This window comes from Roseburia sp. AM23-20, assembly GCF_003470905.1.
GTDB classification, from domain to species: Bacteria; Bacillota; Clostridia; order Lachnospirales; family Lachnospiraceae; genus Roseburia; species Roseburia rectibacter.
Window position 1 is genome coordinate 67,286 of sequence record NZ_QRHS01000004.1, and the last position, 21,169, is coordinate 88,454.

At 44.0% G+C, this 21,169-nt stretch carries 20 protein-coding genes and 1 pseudogene; 2 read left to right on the forward strand and 19 right to left on the reverse strand.

The window, feature by feature from the left end; translation table 11 throughout:
- The 4 genes from DW650_RS05275 to DW650_RS05290 form a co-directional block, all read right to left on the reverse strand.
- Entirely contained in the window at positions 1 to 807 is an 807-nt protein-coding gene (locus tag DW650_RS05275; protein WP_055057437.1) for an ABC transporter permease, read from the reverse strand.
- A complete protein-coding gene (locus DW650_RS05280; RefSeq protein ID WP_118209250.1) occupies positions 800 to 1,720 on the reverse strand; it encodes an ATP-binding cassette domain-containing protein in 921 nt (306 codons plus the stop codon). The genes DW650_RS05275 and DW650_RS05280 overlap by 8 nt, the downstream gene beginning before the upstream one ends.
- Before the next feature lie 84 nt (positions 1,721 to 1,804).
- Positions 1,805 to 2,470, reverse strand: coding sequence for a response regulator transcription factor (locus DW650_RS05285; RefSeq protein WP_014081151.1), 666 nt, complete (start codon positions 2,468 to 2,470; stop codon positions 1,805 to 1,807).
- Positions 2,463 to 2,642, reverse strand: a complete 180-nt coding sequence (locus DW650_RS05290) for a helix-turn-helix domain-containing protein (RefSeq protein WP_117949865.1) — start codon at positions 2,640 to 2,642, stop codon at positions 2,463 to 2,465. The genes DW650_RS05285 and DW650_RS05290 overlap by 8 nt, the downstream gene beginning before the upstream one ends.
- Positions 2,643 to 2,786: 144 nt before the next feature.
- Between DW650_RS05290 and DW650_RS05295 the strand changes: the two genes are divergently transcribed.
- On the forward strand, positions 2,787 to 3,155 hold the full coding sequence (locus DW650_RS05295; RefSeq protein WP_002596316.1) for a helix-turn-helix transcriptional regulator: 369 nt from the start codon (positions 2,787 to 2,789) through the stop codon (positions 3,153 to 3,155).
- Positions 3,156 to 3,182: 27 nt separating this feature from the next.
- On the opposite strand, the gene DW650_RS05300 is transcribed toward DW650_RS05295, so the two are convergent.
- The 9 genes and pseudogenes from DW650_RS05300 to DW650_RS05335 form a co-directional block, all read right to left on the reverse strand.
- Entirely contained in the window at positions 3,183 to 3,482 is a 300-nt protein-coding gene (locus tag DW650_RS05300) for a hypothetical protein (RefSeq protein WP_117949863.1), read from the reverse strand.
- Between the two features lie 16 nt (positions 3,483 to 3,498).
- On the reverse strand, positions 3,499 to 3,852 hold the full coding sequence (locus DW650_RS05305; protein ID WP_117949861.1) for a TnpV protein: 354 nt from the start codon (positions 3,850 to 3,852) through the stop codon (positions 3,499 to 3,501).
- Between the two features lie 26 nt (positions 3,853 to 3,878).
- The gene (locus DW650_RS19970) at positions 3,879 to 5,759 is read right to left on the reverse strand and encodes a recombinase family protein (RefSeq protein WP_118505233.1); all 1,881 of its coding nucleotides are present in this window, start codon (positions 5,757 to 5,759) and stop codon (positions 3,879 to 3,881) included.
- Between the two features lie 90 nt (positions 5,760 to 5,849).
- Positions 5,850 to 6,818: pseudogene (locus DW650_RS19975) on the reverse strand (type IV secretory system conjugative DNA transfer family protein); the annotation flags it as partial.
- Positions 6,815 to 7,291, reverse strand: coding sequence for a PcfB family protein (locus DW650_RS05315; RefSeq protein WP_002569165.1), 477 nt, complete (start codon positions 7,289 to 7,291; stop codon positions 6,815 to 6,817). The gene DW650_RS05315 and the pseudogene DW650_RS19975, both read right to left, overlap by 4 nt.
- A gap of 41 nt (positions 7,292 to 7,332) precedes the next feature.
- Positions 7,333 to 7,554, reverse strand: coding sequence for a DUF5348 domain-containing protein (locus DW650_RS05320; RefSeq protein WP_002569164.1), 222 nt, complete (start codon positions 7,552 to 7,554; stop codon positions 7,333 to 7,335).
- 23 nt (positions 7,555 to 7,577) lie between these two features.
- Positions 7,578 to 8,561: a DUF6017 domain-containing protein gene (locus DW650_RS05325; RefSeq protein ID WP_002569163.1), complete on the reverse strand. Its 984-nt coding sequence runs from the start codon at positions 8,559 to 8,561 to the stop codon at positions 7,578 to 7,580.
- A gap of 427 nt (positions 8,562 to 8,988) precedes the next feature.
- Positions 8,989 to 11,556 (reverse strand): sensor histidine kinase, encoded by a 2,568-nt coding sequence (locus tag DW650_RS05330; protein ID WP_147403006.1) that lies wholly within the window; start codon positions 11,554 to 11,556, stop codon positions 8,989 to 8,991.
- A gap of 3 nt (positions 11,557 to 11,559) precedes the next feature.
- On the reverse strand, positions 11,560 to 12,252 hold the full coding sequence (locus DW650_RS05335) for a response regulator transcription factor (RefSeq protein ID WP_118209252.1): 693 nt from the start codon (positions 12,250 to 12,252) through the stop codon (positions 11,560 to 11,562).
- Between the two features lie 236 nt (positions 12,253 to 12,488).
- Here DW650_RS05335 and DW650_RS05340 point away from each other — a divergent pair, with 236 nt between their 5' ends.
- A complete protein-coding gene (locus DW650_RS05340; RefSeq protein WP_118209253.1) occupies positions 12,489 to 13,838 on the forward strand; it encodes an MATE family efflux transporter in 1,350 nt (449 codons plus the stop codon).
- A gap of 137 nt (positions 13,839 to 13,975) precedes the next feature.
- Here the strand turns inward: DW650_RS05340 and DW650_RS05345 are convergent, their stop codons facing one another.
- The 6 genes from DW650_RS05345 to rsmA all read right to left on the reverse strand — a co-directional run bounded on the left by DW650_RS05345 (position 13,976) and on the right by rsmA (position 21,160).
- Positions 13,976 to 15,568, reverse strand: a complete 1,593-nt coding sequence (locus tag DW650_RS05345) for a DEAD/DEAH box helicase (RefSeq protein WP_118209254.1) — start codon at positions 15,566 to 15,568, stop codon at positions 13,976 to 13,978.
- Between the two features lie 373 nt (positions 15,569 to 15,941).
- Positions 15,942 to 17,555 carry a GGDEF domain-containing protein gene (locus DW650_RS05350; RefSeq protein ID WP_118209301.1) on the reverse strand — a complete coding sequence of 538 codons (1,614 nt, stop codon included), beginning with the start codon at positions 17,553 to 17,555 and terminating at the stop codon, positions 15,942 to 15,944.
- A gap of 134 nt (positions 17,556 to 17,689) precedes the next feature.
- Positions 17,690 to 18,469, reverse strand: coding sequence for a M23 family metallopeptidase (locus DW650_RS05355; protein WP_118209255.1), 780 nt, complete (start codon positions 18,467 to 18,469; stop codon positions 17,690 to 17,692).
- A gap of 83 nt (positions 18,470 to 18,552) precedes the next feature.
- Entirely contained in the window at positions 18,553 to 19,575 is a 1,023-nt protein-coding gene (locus DW650_RS05360; protein ID WP_118209256.1) for a SpoIID/LytB domain-containing protein, read from the reverse strand.
- A gap of 58 nt (positions 19,576 to 19,633) precedes the next feature.
- The gene (locus DW650_RS05365; protein WP_118209257.1) at positions 19,634 to 20,263 is read right to left on the reverse strand and encodes a hypothetical protein; all 630 of its coding nucleotides are present in this window, start codon (positions 20,261 to 20,263) and stop codon (positions 19,634 to 19,636) included.
- Between the two features lie 24 nt (positions 20,264 to 20,287).
- Positions 20,288 to 21,160, reverse strand: a complete 873-nt coding sequence (gene rsmA, locus DW650_RS05370; RefSeq protein ID WP_117920820.1) for a 16S rRNA (adenine(1518)-N(6)/adenine(1519)-N(6))-dimethyltransferase RsmA — start codon at positions 21,158 to 21,160, stop codon at positions 20,288 to 20,290.
- Between the last annotated feature and the right edge of the window lie 9 nt (positions 21,161 to 21,169).

The following is a 21,169-nucleotide window of genomic DNA, read 5'->3' on the forward strand; positions in this document are numbered from 1 at the left end:
TTACTTGATTTCTTTTCTAATCATAATAAGACCGCCAACAATCAAAAGAGAAATGCACCCTATGAAATAGAATGGTAAATGCTCAATAATACCCATTGTGCGACAAGAGCTGAAATTCATCCAATAGTACATAGGATTTCCATATACAAAAAATTTTAAGGGTATTGAAACCGTCTCCATATCACTCCATAGCATTAAGTAAACAGACGCTCCACTGAATACATATAAGCAGCAAATCCCTGTTACAATCCCTGTATTTTGAATAACGACACATAAAAAAATAGAAATGCTTTCTAATGCTAATAAAACCGTTCCGCAAGCAAGAGCCCATCCCAAAAGGTTTATTACTTCACTCGCAGTTGGAATGTAACCGGATTGTATGATTTCAATAACGAAAAATGTAGCTACAAAAATCAGATACGTTATCAGAGACACCACCAATATTGTAATCGCTTTGGTGTAGTAGAGAATAGTTCGTTTAGTGCCGTATGCAACAGATAATTTGATTGTACCCGTATTATATTCTTTTGTAAAAAATATGGTTGCAAATAAAATGCCAATAATCCAGAAAAAGGCTGTATATGCAAGAGATGAGCGGGCAACAGTTTGAAACGTTGGTATTTCACTAGATAGATAACACTTAGCTTGAAATCCGATTACACTTTCTGTTCCATCTCCGGCTCCAAAAAAAGTCATGTCACCAAGTGCAAAAGAGACCATTATAACCGCCGCACATACGCCTAATATAGTTATCAATATCTTTGAGTGACGCAATTTATAAAATTCAGCTTTAAAATGGTTAATCATTTTGGCACCCTCCTATCAAATTAGTGTAATAAGTTTCAAGACTATCTCCAGATTGTGCTAACTGATAAATCGTAATGTTATTTGCACTTAGCAACGCTGATACTTTTCCGGCATTTTCAACATAATCATATAGATGAATACTTTTGTCTGGCATAACAGAAAAATTTGAAGTATTCAGTTTGCTTTCCAATAAAACACTAGCAGCAGCTACATCATTCACTTGCAACAACAGATGCTTTTTGCAGCGTTTGTCTAACTCTGTAGCGGTAATTTCCTGTAAAAGTTTCCCCTCATGTAAGATACCATATCTATTTGCTAATTGATGAAGTTCCGTGAGAATGTGACTTGAAATCAAAATAGTGATTCCACGTTCTTTATTTAGTCTTTTGAGTAAGTTTCTTAATTCGATAATTCCAGTAGGGTCTAGTCCGTTAATTGGTTCATCTAGTACGAGAAATTCAGGATTCCCAAGCAAAGCGATTGCGAGAGCTAGTCTCTGCCGCATACCCAAAGAGAAATCTTTTGCATTTTTCTTTCCGGTATCTTTCAAACCAACTAATGCTAAAGCATTATCAATGCAACCTTTTCCTGGAATACCGCGTTGCAAACGTTGTACCTCCAAATTTTCATAGGCTGTCATATCAAGATAAAGAGAAGGGCTCTCAATAATACAGCCAATGCGCTCACGCTGCTTTGCAAGTTTCTTATTGCTTTCACCGAATAAAGCAATTTTGCCAGTAGTAGGTTCTGCCAGTCCGGTTAGTAAACGAATCATTGTTGTTTTACCGGCACCGTTTTCTCCGATAAACCCATAAATATCTCCTTGCATTACAGACATAGATACTTGATTTAGGGCTAGTGTATTGCGATACTTTTTTGTGATGTTGATAGCTTCAAAAACTGTTACGTTCATTTTTTCACAGCTCCTTTCTTGTTATTTAGTATCGCAGACAATTCCTTGAATAATCTAAAGGTAAAGCTAAAGATTATCTAAAGCTCACTTTGCAAATCGGTAACCCAAGCCCCATATGGTCTTAATTCGGCAGCCTTCGCCCTTTAATTTTTTTCGTAAGTTACTTATATGTGTGTTAATGACATCATTATCCCTTGCAAATGGTTCTTGCCAAATACTTTCATAAAGATTTTGCTTAGAAAAAACTTTATCAGGATATTTCGCCAGTAGTTCTACAAGTTGATACTCTTTTGCTGTAAGCACAATAATTTCGTCTGCAACAGTAACTATCTTTGAAGATGTATTAATGGAAAGTTCTCCAAAGGTCAAACAAAGATTGGGAGTATCTTTTTGACTTCTTAGCAAATTGCGTTCAATTCGCGCTAGTAATTCGTCCAAATCAAACGGCTTTGTTAAATAGTCATCAGCACCCAAGCGTAGCAGTTCGACTTTGTTGAATGTTAAACTTTTTGCAGAAACAACAATTACAGGTACGTCTGAAAATTTTCTGATATTTCTAATTAACTCATCTCCACTGATAAAAGGAAGCATTAAATCTAAAATAATTAAATCTGGGGATAATTCTTTTATACGTTCAATCGCATTTGCACCAGTAAGTGTGAAGAAGACTTGATAATTGTACTTTTCCAGATGGTCTTTTATCATAACGCAAATTTCTTTATCATCTTCGATAATTAAAACATTATTCATGTTGAAACTCCTTTCTGCGTCTATCAGTCGGCTTTTCCGCGTCCTTTGGGATCAGCCAAACACCAGCCATATTCACAGCGCCAGGGATACGCCCACCAGCGCAATAATAATTTGCACTACGAGGTGTCACGCCCCACTTTTCGGCGGCCTCTTTCAATGTCATATAGTCCATTTCGCACCTCCACAGAGTACATTATAGTTCTCTTTTTCGAACAATGCAAGAAACGGGATATGAATTATAAACTTCAACTAACCTGCATACAGTGACATTCCACAGGCGAAGTATGAATTATACAATGTAACAGGGTGATATTATATGGCGAAAGTTGAAGATTGTCCCGGTTTTGAAACCTTCGGCGCAGATGTCAAAGCCGCACGAGAGGCAAAGCGTCTGGCACGAAAAACATTGGCGGAAATGGTTGGGATTGAATGGCGGTATCTTGCCAACATTGAGAATCAAGGTGCAATTCCGAGCCTGCCTGTGATGATCCAATTGATTAAGATCTGCGGACTTCCCGTGGAACGGTATTTTAACCCGGAGATCATGCGGGAAGAAAGCGAACAGCGGCAACGGGTCAGCCACAAGCTGAAACTCTGCCCTGAAGAATACCTGCCGATTATCGAAGGTGCCATAGACGGGGCGCTCAAAATGGAACAGACTGCGAAGCAGAAGGAGGACGCATAATCGCGGCCTCCTTCTGGCATTTCTATATCAAGGTTCCCGGCACTTTTCCAAAAGTTCCTGACACCTCTGCTGGATTTCTCTGGTTTCTGTCACAGTCAGTTCACGCTCGTTTCCGGTAATTTTATCTTCCAGAAAGTTGGCGTATGTACCCAGCAAAGCGTTCCGTAAATCCTCTGGGGTTTTCTGTATCTCGGCGCTATACCAGTCATTCCGGTGGGGTTCCCATGCCATCAATGTATAACCGTGGCTGGTCTGAACCACCTCATACAGAGGGTCATCATCCAGATATGCCTGAAACACTTCCAGAACCTTTTCAAAGGTCAGCATTTCCCACACCTCCCATTCAGCTGCAAATCAGTTCCCTGAGTAAAATTTCCTCAATCTGTGCCGTTAATGTGTTCATCAGCCCCACCCAGCGCATGGGGTCACGGGCTTTCAGTTCCTCGGTGACGCCCGCCGCCTCCATCATGCGGGGCAGCATGGCGTCCATCCGCTCCCGCGCCGCCCGATCAATCTCCAACAGGTGCGGGTACAGCTTTTCGCTCAAAATCAAGCTGCTATAAAGGCCGGGCCGGTGTTCCTTCAGGTAGCGTTGCCGCATACGGCCATACTTGCCGATGGGGGCCTCCGGCTGCTCGGAAAGTTTCAGATCAGGGATGTAGTAATCTCCGCAGCGGGTGTAAGTCAATTCGCTCATGTTCATTCTCCTTTGCACTGTAATGGTTAAACTGTGGCACTGGCCGATACGGTGGCCTTGCGCGGCTCCTGCCTGGGTAACTGGCTGACGGTGGTAAAAATGCCCTTCTCCATGTCCTCGGCCCGGATTGTGGCCTTTGCTGCCTCCACCTGGGCCTTGCGTTTGGCGTTGTAGCGTTTTTCCCATTCCTTCTGCTTGCCGTTGGCCTTGCGGCGTAAGTAGTTCTGGTGAAGCCTGTCCTTGCGTTCCTCCTTCTTCCGCAGTTCTTCTTGTTCTTCCGGGGTCAGTGGAACCGGCTGCAAGGCGGGCGGGATATACCGGCCCACAAAATTGAAGTAGATTTCAACCTCCTGCGTAGTGTCCTGGCTGCCTTTTCGGGCGCGTTCGTGGACAAGGATTTTCTCTACAAACTCGTTGAGCATGGTGTTTGTCAGCGTGTCAAAATTCTCGTACTTATCAATCAGGGCTATAAATTTCTCCGCTGATTTCTGGCTCTGCTCATAGCCGGTAACAGCCTTTTCCAACTCCGCAATTTCAATCTCAAGTGCATCCTGCTCTTTGGCATACTGTGCATCAAGCGCCTTATATCGTGCATCCGGCAGCTTGCCGAGGGCGTTGTCCTCATAGATTTTGCAAATCAGTTTTTCCAGTTCTCCGGCTCTCTTTTGGGCAGCAGCCAGACGCCTGCGCTTTTTCGATATATCGGCACTCTGTTGAGCAACCTGCGTCTCCTGAACAGTGTGAATAAATTCCGTCCGGTCATTTCTCGAATATTCAGCGATAGCCCGGAGCGTGTCGGAAACCAATGTCAGGACAGCACTCTCATTGATACGGTGTTGTGTAGGGCATAGTGTCCCACACGGAACTTTGGTATAATTGGAACAGGTATATTGAGAAACCCGCTTGCCATTGTTGGTGCGGTGGACATACATCTTGCCGCCGCAATCGGCACAATAGAGCAAGCCTGTGAGGGGAGCCGCTTCGCCCCAGCCGTTTGGATAACGCCGTACATTGCTGCGGATTTTCTGCGCCAAATCAAAGGTCTGCTGGTCGATAATGGCTTCATGGGTATTCTCAAAGATCGTCCATTCGTCCTCAGAAACATAGTGGCTTTTCTTGTCCTTAAAGTGCTTGCGGGTCTTGAAATTGATGGTATGCCCTAAATACTCTCGTTTTTTCAAAATGTTCACGATGGTAGATGATCCCCATCCATATGGGTCTTTGATCGGCTTTGAACGGTTCACACCCTCGTTGAAGCGGGCAAGGTGTACGACAGGAATTTCAATCCGGTCTGTGGATAATTTGCAGGCGATCTGGTAAGGCCCATATCCCTCCAGCGTGAGGGAGAATATACGGCGTACCACTTCGGCAGCTTCCTCATCTACCAGCCAATGCTCCCGTTTTTCGTCCCATAAGTAGCCGTAAATCACAGTGCCGGTCAGGTGCTTGCCACTCATGCCTTTTGACTTAAACACAGAGCGGATTTTCCGGCTGGTATCACGGGCGTAAAATTCATTCATAATGTTACGGAAGGGCGTAAAATCGTCATCGCCTTTCAGACTGTCCACACCGTCGTTGATGGCGATCAGCCGGACGCCGCGCTGCCGCAAAATCTCCATGACCTGGCCGACTTTCAGATAATCGCGCCCCAGGCGGCTCATGTCTTTGATAACAATGGCCTCCACCCGTCCGGCCTCGACTTCCTCCATCATCGCCAGAAATCCGGGGCGGTCAAAACGGGTGCCGGAGATACCATCATCGGTAAAGTGCGTAGGGTTGGGCAGCCCGTTCCGGCGGGCAAAATCCTCTAACATCTGCTTTTGGTTGGATATGGAATTGCTCTCGCCCTGTAACTCATCGTCCCGGCTCAGGCGCTCGTACAGTGGGGTAATTTTTTCATTTCTCATGGCTGTACCTCCTGAAACAAAAATGCTCTAAGTGATTGCTTCACTAACCATGACAAAATCATGATTAAGAAGTCACTTAGAGCATATATCACCCGCCGCCAGTTTGTATTTTTTGTACTGCTTGACTGCAAAATGTTCCGGGTCTTTTTCTTCCAGACGTTCAAACATGAGGTCAACCGGGTTCTGGAAATCCTCGTCGTCCTCGCGGGCTTCCGACGCATTTATCATTTCAAGCAGCGTCGTGAAGTTCTTCTCGTCCTCTGGGGCTTCATACCAGATATAGCCGATTAGTGCGGTGTAGTAGAGCTTTTCCGCTTTCACCCAGAAATCCTCGCCGGATTTTTCCCCGTCGCCTTTGGTGTTGGCGATAATGGTATTGACTAATTTCAAAATGTCCTTTTCGCTCCGCAGATAGGCAAAGGGATTGTATTTCATGGATTTTTTGAAGTTAATCGTATTTAGCACTTTGATACGGTATTTGTACCGCTGCAACATTTTCCCGGTTTCCAAAATCAGTGTTCCTTTCGGGTCAGTGACGATATACGACGTTGGAAAATCCTTTGACGTACATTGCATGAGCGACGGTTTCACAAAGAACCGGGTCTTGCCGCTGCCGGAACCGCCGATTACAAGAATATTTTTGTTTCTTGCGTATTTCGGCTGCTTCGGGCGGCTGTTCATGGTGAGCCGTTCCGTCTGCGTTAAGGGGATATTGTTCTCAAATACCGGGTCTGTGTACGGCTTTATGTCGTCAGCCCCGCCCCAACGCGCCGAACCGTATTCTGTCCCGCGGCGGTATTTCTTCGCGTTCTTGCCTTTGGTGTAGATAATCAGCCGGACAATGACCGCCCCCGCAATGCCGATAAGTAAGTCTGCCGGGTGGAAGCTCGGCGCGATACTGGAAAAGGCGGTGGTAAAACCGTCCCCAAGATGTAGCAGCTTTGCGCTTGCGTCCGCGCCGGGGGATAGACGGACAGCCGCGCCCACTTTATCAAAGAGCCAGACAAAGAGCAGATACGGGAGATTTAGGATAAGCAGCTTCTTGATTTCCGGCTTCATAGCGATACCTCCCTGTCCTTGTTCTTGACCTTTGCCCGTTCCGCGTTCTTGCCCTGTGCGGCTTCTTTGAGCGTAGAGAGCAGCTTTCGGATAGAGGGCTTTTTCTCCTGTGTCAGCTTCTTTGCGGAAAACTCCTTAAAGGCTGCGGTCAGCACGTCCGCGTCCCGCCCCTTGAAAAAAACCAGATAGCGGGGCGGGCTTTCCGTTGCGTCCTTTTTCAGCGCAAAGTCGATACCGTACTTTTTCGCCGTACTCTCAAAGGCTTTGATATTGCCCTCGGTAATCTCAATGTTGGAAACGCCCGCGTTCTGCTTCATAAGCTGCTTTAAGCTCTGCTTTCCCTGTGGCGGTTTTGCAAGCTGCTTTTTGCCCTTTGACAGTATGGCTTTCATTGCCTTTTGGAGCGTCTGGGCGGTCAGCTTCCCGGTCTTGATGTAAAGGGCTATGGTCTTTTCGTTTACTTCGTCCTGCAATTCCTCGCGTCCTCCTTTCGCGTTTCTTTATGGGGCGGCGGTCAGATACGCACCCGCAGCCCGTTCAAGTCCTCGGCTCTGATACCCACAAGATACCAGTTGTCGCCGTACTCAATCCGGGTCGGCTTCCACTTGCCCCGCACGAATACGTCAAAGCACTCACCGCAATGCAAGCCCCCGTAGTAGCTGTTTAAGTCAAAGCGAATGTCGTAACGGTCGGTGCGCTCGTCAAATACCAATGCTCCTGTCATTTTCTGTGCCATAATAAAATCCTCCTTTTGTTGTTTTACAGGCTTTCGCCCGGTTTGAATGAATAATAGTCCGGGTCGCCGTACTGCGGCTTCTTCGGTGACAGTGCGCCGCTTGCCATGTCATGGGCGACAAGGGAAGTGTAATAATTGCCGATAGTGGACGGGGCGTTGAAAAGGGCTGCTTTCAGATATTGCTTGATGTTGCGGATTTTCGTTGTGTTCTCCCGCATACAGTCAAGCACAAAGCGGATATGCTCGCCGTCCAGTTTCATAAACTTAGATTTCACAAGCTCTGCCGGGTAGTCGTCCCCCGCAATCCGTACCCGCTTTCTGGCGGTGCATACGGTTTCAAGCATGAGGTCTACAATCTCGTCCAGCCTGTCCCCGTCAAACTTCATGTCCTGTTTGAGAATGTGGTAGTCGATATTGTCCTTGATGATTTCCCGGTATATATCAACTGCGCTCTGTGCTGCCGCTTCCGTTCCTTTCCGTTCCGGCGGCGTAGCCGCTTCTCTGCAAGGAGAGGGGTTAGGGGAAAGGATAGGAATGGAATGGGTACTTGATAAATCTGTATTTGATTTTTCTTTTTTTGGTAAGTCAGTTCTTTGTATATCTTTATTTAATTGCGTTGGATTTTCCAACGTAGGTTTTTCCAATGTTGGTTTTTCCTGCGTTGGATTATCCAATGTTGGATTTTCCAATGTAGGTAAATCCGGCGTAGGCGGCTGCGGCTGCTCGAATATCACATAGTCCGCGCCCCGCAAGCGTCCTTTCTCGTCGCGCTCCCTTGACCGAACGATATACCCGGCGCGTTCAAGCTCCTTAATGGCTTCGCGGATAGCGTCTATCTTCTCCCGGTTGATAAGGGATAAGCCTTTCAAGGTGTAGTCCCAATCTTCGGGGAGTGACAGCATTTGCGACAACAGCCCTTTTGCCTTTAAGGAAAGCTCCTTGTTGCGTAGGTGGTGGTTGCTCATTACGGTGTAGCCCTTGTTCCGTTCCACTCTGAAAACTGCCATAGTAAATCACTCCTTTTGCTGTGGATTTGTTACGCAGTAGAAGCGCGGTTTCGGGGGATAAGGTATAAATCCCTTGCCGCGCCAGATACGCGCCCGGAAAGCCGCTTGTAGCAAGGCTTTTTCTGCCCCTACTGCGTAACAAAGGGCATGAAAAAAGCGGCGTTCCTGTTCTCCCTGTGTAGAGAGTGGGAAACGCCGCTTTTGCGTCGTATTCAGTTTTTAGTACAATACCCGGCTTGTCCGTCGCTCGAAAAACCTTGATTTTCCAGTGTTTTCAAAAGTATCGTTATCTAACGTCAGCTTTATACCCTCCGGTATTCCTTTTCACAATCTGATTTTAACAGCAAAATCTACAAATGCTAACGTCAAATAACAAAGTTCAAGACAAAAAGCATGGTGCCCTCCGGACATCCATGCTTTCTGGTAATTAGATTTCATCTTTTTTCTCTTTTGCCTCGGCAAATCCGAGCACAACCTTAAACAGATCTCCATCCACATACAGACGGAATGTGCCACCCATAAGATCCATCAGACTGTTTGCAATGGAAAGTCCAAGTCCGCTTCCTTCCGTATTTCTGGATTCATCGCCTCTCACAAAACGCTCCATCAGTTCTTCGCTGCTGATATTGAGCGGGTATTTTGAAGTATTGCGGAAGGTGATGGACACCTGTGCCTCTTTTACCTCAAGGTTGATGTAGACACGCGTTCCGTTCTGGGCATATTTGCAGATATTATTCATCAGATTATCGATAACACGCCAGAAATGTCTGCTGTCTGCCATAATATAGACTGGTGTATCCGGCTTTTCGATCACAAGATCAAGTCCTGCAGCTTTTGTCTTTTCCTCAAATTCCCCGACGGTCTGCGTCATAAATATTCCGGCTTCCAACTTTTCCAAATGTACCGGAAGGTTTCCGGTAGATGCCTTTGATGCCTCGATCAGATCCTCGATCAATTTCTTTAAACGTCCCGACTGACGATCTAATACCTCTAAATATTCCTGCGCTGTCTCGTTGTGCAGATCTTCTTTTTCCAACAGATCAACGTAATTGATGATAGATGTCAGCGGTGTCTTGATATCGTGGGAAACATTTGTGATCAGTTCTGTCTTAAACCGTTCACTCTTCATCCTCTCCTCGATCGCATGCGTCATGCCATCACTGATGTGATTGATCTGCTCTCCCTGTTCCTTAAATATACCGGTCATATGCTTTGTACCGATCTGATAGCCCGGCTCGCCGCCTGCAATTTTTTCCGTTCCGGTTTTTAACTGATTTAACTGTACGCAGTACCACAGAATGAGTGGATATAAAATCAGTTTTTCCACCAGCCAGAGAAAGAAAGCAATGCCTGTATTCAAAAACATGAGCACTGCAATTCCTTCAAGAAACGCAAGCACCAGCATGACTAAAATCACTTTCCATAAAAATCCAATATTTTCCCATATCATATGAAAAAATTTTCTGATTTTGCTGCAGATCTGGTAACACAGAGTATGTCTCCACCATTTTCCAAGTTTTACCCGCACTGCAAAACTCAATAAAAACAGTAACAGCAGCCATCCCATACAAAGACTTGCAATCGCAGTCACAAACAGGATAAATGGCAGATACATAATATCTATATTTGCCAGAAACATAAATGCCACGTAAAATATAAATACCTCTGCCAGCACAATAAGTACTGCAAAAACATCAAACCACATGTGATCCCAGACGGTCGTAACAATCTTGTCTGTCCCCTTACGGTGTCCCGCTGCGCACATCAGAAATACAAACGCTGCAACTCCGATGATAAAACTGAAAAACATCACAACCAGCGCTGTATAGCGCATGCTGTATACAAAATCCAGCAGGGTATTTGCCTGTACATACCAGTCTGTGCTGTTCTTGTCTGTTCCCACATTTTGCGGAAGAAGTACGATCAACTGATAAGTGATTTTCGGTGTCTTCTGCCCCATATTTACCCAGAGTGTATAATTACCATCCAGATAATAATCACCATATGTTGTATAAGAAATATCTGCATTTTCCGCGTTTTTTTCAGAGGAATCTACCCGGTCAATCTCATCCATGGATATCCCACGAACACCGTCTAACAGCAGATAATCCCAGTTTTTCACATCCCACTGTGTGCCATCAAGCATATCAAATGTGATATATTCCTGATCCAGCACATCCATTTTAATCGGTTCTTCTGTGGATTCTGCTGCAACTTTTTCGTTTTCCTTTACATCCGTAATTGTTTCTTCCGTTGACTCTGCAGAAACATACTCACCTGCCACATCCGTGATGGAGGATTCTGTAGATTCTGCTATATCATACTCTCCTGTCCCATCTGTCATAAACCCGCTGTCTGTTGTCTGTGTCTGCTCATTCCGGTACATTTTTTTCTCTGCATCATAAGTAAAAATCAGATTGCCGGATTTTTCTGATTCCACCTCGATCTGCTGCACCGGGTAATACTCATTTCCTGCCAGATATACAAAAATGCCTTTCGCTTCATCATAACAGATCCGGTCCGCATAAATGCTGACATATGAATTATCCCCGGAATACATGAGTTCCACACCGCCGCCGGTCAGGAAATTTCCATTTGTATAAACGATCTGATCCTCATCCGACAGCTCCACACTGTTCGTATATACATCATCTATGCTTATCTTATCGGAAAAATTGCGGACTGCATACGATTTCTCATCGTTTAAGTCGATTCCGTCCAAGCTCTCTGCCTTGATAATTCCATATTTAAAATACGGACTTGTATCCATACCTTCTGTCCGCTCTCTCCTTAGATCATCGATTGCAGACAACCCATATTGAAAGGATACCTGTTCAAACCACTGCTTTCTTATATCATCTTTTGAATTGTTATAAACACCTTCCTCTATCATAAAAACTGAGCCTGCCGCACCAAATATAAAACAAAGTGCACTTGCACTCAGCACGATCCAGGCAATGATCTTTGCCATGATCGAACCTTTCCACTTTTCCACTTTTTACACCTGTCCTTCCATTTTATAACCACGTCCCCACACAACTTTCAGATACCGCGGCTCTGCCGGATTATATTCTACTTTTTCCCGCAGATGTCTGATATGTACTGCTACGGTATTCTCTGTTCCGTATGGATTGTCCTGCCATACCTGCTCGTAAATCTGATTCGGGGAAAACACCTCTCCGGGATGCTCCATCAGAAGTTTTAAAATATCGTATTCCGTGCGCGTCAGCGAGATTTTTTCGCCATCAAGCGACACCTCTTTGCTGCGGTCGTCAAGTTCGATCCCGCCGATCGAGAGAACATCTTTTCTGATGGCTCCGCCTCCGAGCTGCATATAGCGTCTGAGCTGTGATTTCACACGTGCCTGAACTTCCACCGGATTAAATGGTTTTGTGATATAATCATCCGCTCCGACCGTGAGTCCTAAAACTTTGTCTGTATCTTCACTTTTTGCCGTCAGTAAGATCACCGGAACATTGCTTGTTTCCCGGATTTTTACCATGGCAGAGATTCCATCCATCTCAGGCATCATGATATCCATCAGTACCAGATGGATGTCATGCGACTTTAACACCTCAAGCACTTCTTTTCCGTTATATGCCTCAAATACCTGATAGCCATCTGCCATCAGATAGATTTTTAATGCCGAAACAATATCTTTTTCATCATCGCACACCAGTATACTGTACATGTTGTCCCCTTTTCCGCAGGTTTCTGATAGATTTTTACATAAACCTGTCTCTTTATGATCATGCTCTTATTGTAACGGAATAATTATGAATTTCCAATCAGTCAAAACATTAAGATTTGATGAAGTTACCGCTTGTGTTCCCGTAAAAGGAATGATAATATAGGAAAGTAGCACTCCCGGAAGTTTTTTATTTTCCGGGAGTAAATTATGGAAATTTTTACAAAGGAGCTTTTTATATGGAAGAAAATAAAATGGGCGTCATGCCGATTGACAAACTTATTATCTCAATGTCCCTGCCGATCATGATCTCCATGCTTGTGCAGGCACTCTACAATATTGTTGACAGTATTTTTGTTGCCATGATCAGTGAAAATGCACTGACTGCCGTATCTATGGCTTTCCCGATCCAGAACCTTATGATCGCTGTCGGTGTCGGAACCGCCGTCGGTGTCAATGCACTTTTAGCCCGCTCCTTAGGAGAAAAGGATACAGAAAAAGTGAATAAGATCGCAGAAAACGCTGTATTTTTAATTGTTGTCAGCTATCTGCTCTTTTTGATCATCGGTCTGTTTTTCGCAGAGCCGTTTTTCCGCAGCCAGACAGATATTGAAGAAATCATTGTTTACGGAAAACAGTATCTGACGATCTGCTGCTGTCTTTCTTTCGGTATTTTTACGCAGCTTATGTTTGAGCGTATGCTGCAGGCAACCGGAAAAACCATTTATACCATGTATACACAGGGTGTCGGTGCGATCATCAATATCGCTCTCGATCCGGTTCTCATCTTTGGTCTGTTTGGTCTCCCGAAAATGGGCATTTCCGGTGCTGCTGCTGCAACCGTCATCGGACAGATGATTGCCGGTATTTTGGCAGTTGTTTTAAACCACACAAAAAATAAGGAAGTACAGATTGACCTGCACCATTTCCGCCCGGACAAAAATATTATCGGACAGATTTATGTGATCGGTGTTCCTTCTATTGTAATGCAGGCGATCGGTTCCGTGATGAACTACGGTATGAACCGTATCCTGATCGCGTTTTCCTCCACTGCAACCGCGGTGTTCGGCGTTTACTTTAAACTGCAGAGCTTCGTATTTATGCCGGCTTTTGGTTTAAACAACGGTGTCATCCCGGTTATGGCATACAACTACGGTGCCGGAAACAAAGAGCGTGTCACAAAAACTTTAAAACACTGCGTTGCCTACGCAGTCAGCATCATGGCAGTCGGCCTGCTTTTATTCCAGCTCTTTCCAAAGCAGCTTCTCTCCATGTTTCAGGCTTCCGACACAATGCTTTCCATCGGTGTCCCTGCGCTGCGTATCATCAGTTTAAGTTTCCTGCTTGCCGGCTTTGGAATCTCCTGCAGCAGTATTTTTCAGGCACTTGGAAAAGCAGTCTACAGTATGTGCATATCCATTGCAAGACAGTTAGTGATCCTGCTCCCGGCAGCATACCTGTTAGCACAGTCCGGCAATGTCAATCTGGTATGGTGGGCATTTCCGATCGCCGAGCTGGTATCTGTGTGTGCAACTGCCTTCTTCTTAGTAAAGATCAACCGCACGATCGTAAGTAAAATTGGGCAGTAATCTTCTACGAAGTTTCGGGTGTAAAAAAGTGGTTCACAACCCTATAACAAAAAAATCCCGTGAGAAACTGATTTATAAAATCATTTCCCACGGGATTTTTTTGACCGGAAATATTTTCACTCATGGACTTAAACTTTTTATTTCTGGTTTGCCGGCTCCATATTAACGGAACGACCCTTGATCTTTGCATTTTTCATAGCTTCTAAAACTTCTTTGCCATATTCTCTCGGCACTTCCACGAATGTATATTTATCATACATATCGATCGCTCCGACAAGTTTACCCGGCATGCCGGACTCACCTGCAACAGCACCTAAGATATCGCCTGGTTTTACGCGGTCTTTTTTACCAATATTGATAAACAGACGCACCATGCCCTCTTCCGCTCCGGTATTATCAAATTCAAAAGAATCATCTCTGTCATTATCAAGATTGATCTGACCAAGTGCCTGTTTTAAAAATGCCGCTGCAATATCCATTGCGGTATAATCGGATTCATTGATCTGCTTTTCGATGATATCGATCGTATCTTTCAAATTTTCCTCGTCGATAATTCTTCCGATTTCTTCCATGACCTTCTCAGCCTTGATCTGTGCCACATCATCCGTGGACGGGATCGGCATTGCAACGATCTTGGTCTTGCAGTAACGCATGATATCTTTTAATTTGTATACTTCTTTTCCTTTGACGAAAGTAAATGCACGTCCTGTTCTTCCGGCACGTCCTGTTCTTCCGATACGGTGTACATAATATTCATCATCCTGCGGAATATCATAATTAAATACCGCTTCCACATCATCTACATCGATGCCTCTCGCTGCAACATCAGTAGCGATCAGTATTTCTGTCTTTCCGGTACGGAAACCGCGCATTACACGATCTCGCTGTGTCTGCTTCATATCTCCGTGCAGTCCCTCAGCAAAATATCCGCGTCCCTGCAATTCCTCGGTAAGTTCATCCACCATACGTTTTGTATTACAAAACACAAGGGAAAGTTTCGGATTATAATAATCAAGGAGTCTGGTTAAAACTTCGATCTTGTCTTTTCTCTTTACGTCATAATAATACTGCTCGATATTTGGAACGGTCAGCTCTTTTTTTACTACTTTGATCGTCACCGCGTCATGCTGATATTTTTTGGTAATATCCAAGATTGGCTTTGGCATGGTAGCAGAAAATAATACTGTCTGTCTGCCTTCTTCCGGAATATACTCCAAAATTGTTTCAAGGTCCTCACGGAATCCCATGTTTAACATTTCATCCGCTTCGTCAAGTACGATCGTATTCACTGCCTCACAGCGGATCGTTTTTCTTCGCAGATGATCCATGACACGTCCCGGTGTACCGATAATAATCTGTGCTCCACCCTTCAACGCTTTGATCTGACGGCTGATCTCCTGTCCGCCGTATACCGGAAGGATTTTCACTCCATGCATATATTTTGCAAGTTTACGGATCTCATCTGCCACCTGAATTGCAAGTTCTCTTGTAGGTGATAAGATGATAACCTGTGTTTTTTTATTATTCGGATCTACTTTATGCAGTACCGGGATTCCAAATGATGCTGTCTTTCCTGTTCCTGTCTGTGCCTGTCCAATGACGTCTACACCGGACATCACAACTGGAATTGCCTGACTCTGTATCGGTGTTGCCTCTTCAAATCCCATTTCTGCTATTGCACGCAATACCTGCGGATATAAATCTAACTGGTCGAATCTAACTGTTTCCATATATTTCCTTTCTATAGAAACGTGCGCCATAGGCGCGCGTAAAACAAGGGGCTGATCAACAGCCCCCATAAGCGCAACAGTCTGAATGATAACACGGTGCCCGTACTTTTGTCAAGAAATTCCCCGGTTCAACGTTCATTTCAACCGCGGATTTTCGGGAATTATGTACCCCAAACCACGACATCTGGCAGAATCTGTCACAAGGCCTCTGGTCCGGGTATTACTTCCTATTTAAAAGCAATCGACAATCCTGTATCTTATCCATTCTACTGCATCAATTTTTACTTCCGGTTTTCCGTGTGAAAAACTCGATTGCGGATTTTTGTTTGTATCTGTTATATTCTATGCCGCATTTTCAGAAATGTTTCCTGTTTTATTTATCGCTTGCATCCGCTAAATGTCCCATTGCAAGATCATTTCTGGATTTTTTCTTAACATGATAAAGCATTGCATCCGCCGCATGTAAAAAGTCCCAGCTTTTTGTATCATCTTTCGGAATATCATAACAGATTCCCTGGGAGATCGTCACAATAGACATTGCCTGCGAATATGCATGCCGGATCGCAAGATCCATAATCCTCTGTCTCAACCCTTCTGCCGCATGTCTGACTTCTTCTTCTGTCATGTTCTGGTAAAGGATAATAAACTCATCCCCACCATACCTTGCACAGAAAATCCTGTCATTCTGCATCATCTCAAGCTGTCCGGCAATCCGCTTAATGCACTCATCCCCTGCCTGATGTCCGTAATTATCATTATACTGCTTAAAATAATCAATATCCAAAATCTCCATCGCAAGTGCTGTCTGATCCGACTGTGCCCGTTCAAATGCGTTGTCTAAATAATCATTCAGACGGAATCTGTTTGCTAAACGTGTCAGTGCATCCGTTTCTGATTTTTCCTGAAGTCTGATATTTGCTTCTTCGATCTCGCGTCTTTTTTTATTTGCACGCTCTAAAGATTCACGGACATCAAGCATATTTGCGATCATCGCCTGCTTTTCTTTTTCCATGACCTCAGACAACTCATAATACTGCCCTGCTGCCTCTAAATATGCATCATTATTTTTATGCATACGGTAAAACTTGATCTTTAAGGAAATGATCTGTCTCTGCAGATTAACAATCTTTGACTGCCACGTCAATGGCTCTAAGATTCCCATAACCCGCAAAAAAGCATCATCATTTCCTATATCAAGCAGCAGCTGGCTGATTTCATAAAGATCTCCGAAAATATCCATGATCGGAATATCTGTATTGATCTCCTCACAGATTAACCGGATACATTCATCACGTGCCTCTGCCTTTCCAGTCGCATGACATACACGTGCCTTAAAACAGCGAAAACTAAGGAGTTCTATGCCATCAATCCGACCTGCGCACTCGTCAGAAATAAGCTCCACATAATGTGCTGCCCGATCCGGCATGTCACGGAACAAAAAACCTGTTCCCATGCCAATATAAACACAGGTGATCAGACGATTGTTTCTGTCATCATTCACATATTTTTTTACATGCTGTCCGCAATGTTCAAAATATCTCTGTGCTTCTAAATATTGTCCACATGATAGATATAAATTTCCAAGATTAATATCTATCATGGTTTCCTCTTCTTTTAACTGATATTTTGTGCAGAAATTTAATCCGGTCAGATAATAATCAAGCGCAATTGGCTCATTTCCCCGATTGATCGCTGTAATTGCCATCAGATTATATGCACGCGCCACTAGCTTCCACTGATTGGATTCATTCAGATAAGATACGCCTTTGGTAATGCAGAAAAAGAACTTTTCACTTTCATTTAACAGATAATAGGTCTCTGCACTGTAGTAGTATGCAAATCCAAGCAATTTTGCATCGTTTTTTTTCAATGCATACTGTTCGATATCATAACAAAACTTCAATGTCCGTTTCGCATCGTTTCCCCGGCTGTCGTACACTCCCTGTATCCATGCACGGACAACTTCATCATATCCGTCATATTCCATGTGCACTGCCTCCTCTCCTTCCACACCAGGCATTTTTTCTAAGATTTTCTCCTATAAAAAGAATACTATCTTTTATTATAAAATAGAACTGTGTCTTATTCAAGGAAGAATGCTTTTTGTTTTATTTGATTCTTTTATTCGAAATATGCGATCGGATCAACCGGTATTCCATCTTTATCAAGCTCAAAATACAGATTGCTTCCCTCTACGGTAAAGTATTTTGTCGGCTCACCGATATAACCTAATACATGTCCAGCCTCCACATAATCTCCCTCTGCAAAATTCAGTTCTTTTAACTGACCGTAAACTGCCTCATAACCATCACCCAGATCAACTGTAACCGTACAGCCTGTTACCTCATCATTTTTAATACTCTTGATCTGCCCTTTTGCAACGGCATAGACTTTACCGTTGACTTCTCCTGCGATGATCACTGCCGGATTATACTTATACTGATCCAGTGTCGGAAAATAAACTGTGGAATCCATACTGTAATTAATGACGACATTACCTTCCATCGGCCAGAGCAGTTCCTCGGAAAAATGAAGTGACTGTGCCGTATTTGCGGTCTGAACGGTCTGCTGCTCCGTCTCTTCTGACTCTTCTGTTTCTGCTGTATCATCTTCCTCTGCGATTTCTGCTGTCACTGCAGGGTCGTCTAATTCATTCTCCATCTCATCATAAGACTGTCTGGGTGGAACCAGAGCGGATGCTTCTGCAGACTGCTCCGAATCTTCCTGCGCTGCAATGTCATCTGACTGCTTCTGCATTTCTCTCGCAAGTTCTTCTTCCATCTGCTCCCGTTTTTCTTCCTGTCTGCTGCTGTATAGGGCGGTCGTTCCAACCGCTGCTAAAGCGATCAGCAATCCTGCAATTACATATTGTCTGTACCCAAAAAAACCTTTCTTTTTCATTATTTCTCACCATCCATTATTTATTTTTAACCATAGTGTTTCCACATTCCGGATGGTTTATACGATTGTTTTTTATTTCCTGTCTATAAATCCCCAGCCTGCCCGATCACGGCTCCTTTATAAAAATATTCAAGTATCTCCCGGTAAGCATACCCTTCTTTTGCGAGTTCTTCTGCTGTATTCTGACTTAAGCCAAATCCGTGCCCCATTCCCTTTGCCACGATACGTACATGACCATCCATTTCTGTGATTGAAAAACACGCCGATGGAAGCTCTAAAGCATGACGGAACTGTTCTCCATCATATGTCTCTCCGGCAACATTGATTTTTGTCACATATTCTGCTGCATCACGGCTTTTGATCTCAATCTGTCCCGGTTCTGTCAGTTCTGCATCAGGATACGCTGCCCGGCATTTCTCCAGAAACTCCTCTTTTTCATAATAAAACACAGAAAGATAACCTTCCGCAGTGGTATCTGCATGACATTCTGACATAACCAGATATGGCATGTCTGCATCTTCATATAGTTCTGACATGTTGCGTGTCCGTCCGCTGCTAATTGCGTGATACGCTGCATATATGTAAGTTCCATCATATAAAAGCACCTCCCCCGCCGTTGCCTCCACGCAGGATTTTAGTTTTTGATAATTTTTATCATAATTTTCTCCCCATAATTCCTGCTGGCGCTCCGGTGTCATTTTCTCCGGCTCCTTTGTACCTGCCTGCATTGCATCATACAGATTCGTTCTGGCGATCACACACTGTGCCTTTATTGTTTCCGGCGGCTTATCGACACCAATTTCCTGTGCCACAATCTGTAAAATCTTTATCTCAACTGCGTCATCCTCTTCTTTCCTGCCATCGTCTGTCGTCTCTGTCTGTTCCGCTAATAGACTCTTCCTGTTTTCCAGATGCTGCCGGATTTCTCCCTCCATATTTTTTTCACTATCGGCTGTAGTAAAGACTTCCTGCACTCCATCTTTTCCATATATAAGATTTTCCAACCGCATTCTCTGCATCAGTGTCGTGATAAAAACCGGCAATAACAGTATCAGACAGATTCCTGTAAACCAGGAATTTGTACGTTTTTTTCTTCGTCTTCCCATAAAAAAATCTCCCTGTCCATTTAATATATGAAACAGAGAGACTTCTCATTCAGATTTTTTACATCATATTCATTACAAGACCAAATGCCTGCATCATGGAAAATCCGATCTCAGCTATGATGAGTAAAGAATACAGTACTGTGTACACGATCGGAAACGCCATTTTTCGTTTCAGAAGATGTGCACGCCACACATAATATCCCGGTTTTAAAAAGATTGCAAACAAGATCAGTCCAAGTATTTTGTAATTCTGCTTATTGATCTTTACAATATCGATTACCACAAAAATAATAAATGCTGCAAGCAATGCATAACTGAGCAGGGAAAATATAACATAATTTCCACTGTACATCACATTCATATAGCTGCCATCCATAATGCTTTCATATGTCATCGACTGAAATATGGATGAGGCAGAAACCATGCTGATGATCTCCCGCAATGGCATTATGATCAGTAACAGATAACAGAAAATATCTGAAACCGGTCCATGCTGTTCCTGCGGTGCCCAGGTATTCTGGTTGTACTGCGGATTTCCATACATCTGCTGTCCATTGTTATACTGCTGGTCCCCATAGGTCTGCTGTCCATTGTTATACTGCTGGTTCCCATAGGTCTGCTGTCCATTGTTATACTGCTGGTTCCCATAAGTCTGCTGTCCATTGTTCATGTTCTGATTTTCGTCCATAATCTTCTCCTTTTTGATGCTATTTTATTTTTTCTGTCTGCTTCCAATGATATTGGAAAGTGTAGCAAACTGCTCTAATGTAAGTGCCTCCCCCCGGATCGTAAGCGGTTCACCAAGCTCTGCGATGCACTGCTGTATCTCTTCCTTGGAAAGATGTACCTGAGGCGCATTTGACAATCCATTCGCAAGTGTTTTTCTTCTCTGATTGAAAGATGCGCGGATAATGCTAAACATCAGTTTTTCATCATCCACCTGCACCGGTACTTCTTCGTGTCTGGTCAGACGGATCACCGCACTGCCGACATTTGGTCTTGGCATAAAACAGTTTGGAGGAACATTCGCAACAATCTCCGGTTTTGCATAAAACTGCACAGCCAAAGACAATGCACCGTAATCTTTTGTTCCCGGTCCTACCTGCATACGGTCTGCAACTTCTTTCTGCACCATAACCGTAATACTGTCGATCGGCACATGGCTCTCAAAAAGTCCCATGATGATCGGCGTTGTAATATAATATGGAAGATTTGCCACAACCTTGATCGGTTTTCCATCATTTCTTTCCATCGCAAGTTTTGCGATATCCAGTTTTAAAATATCCTGATTGATCACCGTCACATTATCATAAGCACTCAGTGTATCCTCTAAGATCGGGATCAGATTGGTATCGATTTCTACCGCAACCACTTCCCTGGCATTTTCACACAGATACTGCGTCATCGTACCGATACCCGGACCGATCTCAAGGACAAAATCTTCTTTTGTCACTCCTGCTGCTTCAACGATCTTCTCTAACACATGCGGATCGATCAGAAAATTCTGTCCGAATTTCTTCTGAAAATTAAAATGATATTTCTGTAAGACCGCAATCGTATTCTGCGGAATCCCTAATGTAGCCATAAAACTCCT

Bases quoted from the DNA above. Each gene is read 5' to 3' on its own strand.
- DW650_RS05275 (WP_055057437.1), bottom strand. From the start codon at position 807: ATGATTAACCATTTTAAAGCTGAATTTTATAAATTGCGTCACTCAAAG.
- DW650_RS05280 (WP_118209250.1), bottom strand. From the start codon at position 1,720: ATGAACGTAACAGTTTTTGAAGCTATCAACATCACAAAAAAGTATCGC.
- DW650_RS05285 (WP_014081151.1), bottom strand. From the start codon at position 2,470: ATGAATAATGTTTTAATTATCGAAGATGATAAAGAAATTTGCGTTATG.
- DW650_RS05290 (WP_117949865.1), bottom strand. From the start codon at position 2,642: ATGGACTATATGACATTGAAAGAGGCCGCCGAAAAGTGGGGCGTGACA.
- DW650_RS05295 (WP_002596316.1), top strand. From the start codon at position 2,787: ATGGCGAAAGTTGAAGATTGTCCCGGTTTTGAAACCTTCGGCGCAGAT.
- DW650_RS05300 (WP_117949863.1), bottom strand. From the start codon at position 3,482: ATGCTGACCTTTGAAAAGGTTCTGGAAGTGTTTCAGGCATATCTGGAT.
- DW650_RS05305 (WP_117949861.1), bottom strand. From the start codon at position 3,852: ATGAGCGAATTGACTTACACCCGCTGCGGAGATTACTACATCCCTGAT.
- DW650_RS19970 (WP_118505233.1), bottom strand. From the start codon at position 5,759: ATGAGAAATGAAAAAATTACCCCACTGTACGAGCGCCTGAGCCGGGAC.
- DW650_RS05320 (WP_002569164.1), bottom strand. From the start codon at position 7,554: ATGGCACAGAAAATGACAGGAGCATTGGTATTTGACGAGCGCACCGAC.
- DW650_RS05325 (WP_002569163.1), bottom strand. From the start codon at position 8,561: ATGGCAGTTTTCAGAGTGGAACGGAACAAGGGCTACACCGTAATGAGC.
- DW650_RS05335 (WP_118209252.1), bottom strand. From the start codon at position 12,252: ATGTACAGTATACTGGTGTGCGATGATGAAAAAGATATTGTTTCGGCA.
- DW650_RS05340 (WP_118209253.1), top strand. From the start codon at position 12,489: ATGGAAGAAAATAAAATGGGCGTCATGCCGATTGACAAACTTATTATC.
- DW650_RS05345 (WP_118209254.1), bottom strand. From the start codon at position 15,568: ATGGAAACAGTTAGATTCGACCAGTTAGATTTATATCCGCAGGTATTG.
- DW650_RS05350 (WP_118209301.1), bottom strand. From the start codon at position 17,555: ATGGAATATGACGGATATGATGAAGTTGTCCGTGCATGGATACAGGGA.
- DW650_RS05355 (WP_118209255.1), bottom strand. From the start codon at position 18,469: ATGAAAAAGAAAGGTTTTTTTGGGTACAGACAATATGTAATTGCAGGA.
- DW650_RS05360 (WP_118209256.1), bottom strand. From the start codon at position 19,575: ATGGGAAGACGAAGAAAAAAACGTACAAATTCCTGGTTTACAGGAATC.
- DW650_RS05365 (WP_118209257.1), bottom strand. From the start codon at position 20,263: ATGGACGAAAATCAGAACATGAACAATGGACAGCAGACTTATGGGAAC.
- rsmA (WP_117920820.1), bottom strand. From the start codon at position 21,160: ATGGCTACATTAGGGATTCCGCAGAATACGATTGCGGTCTTACAGAAA.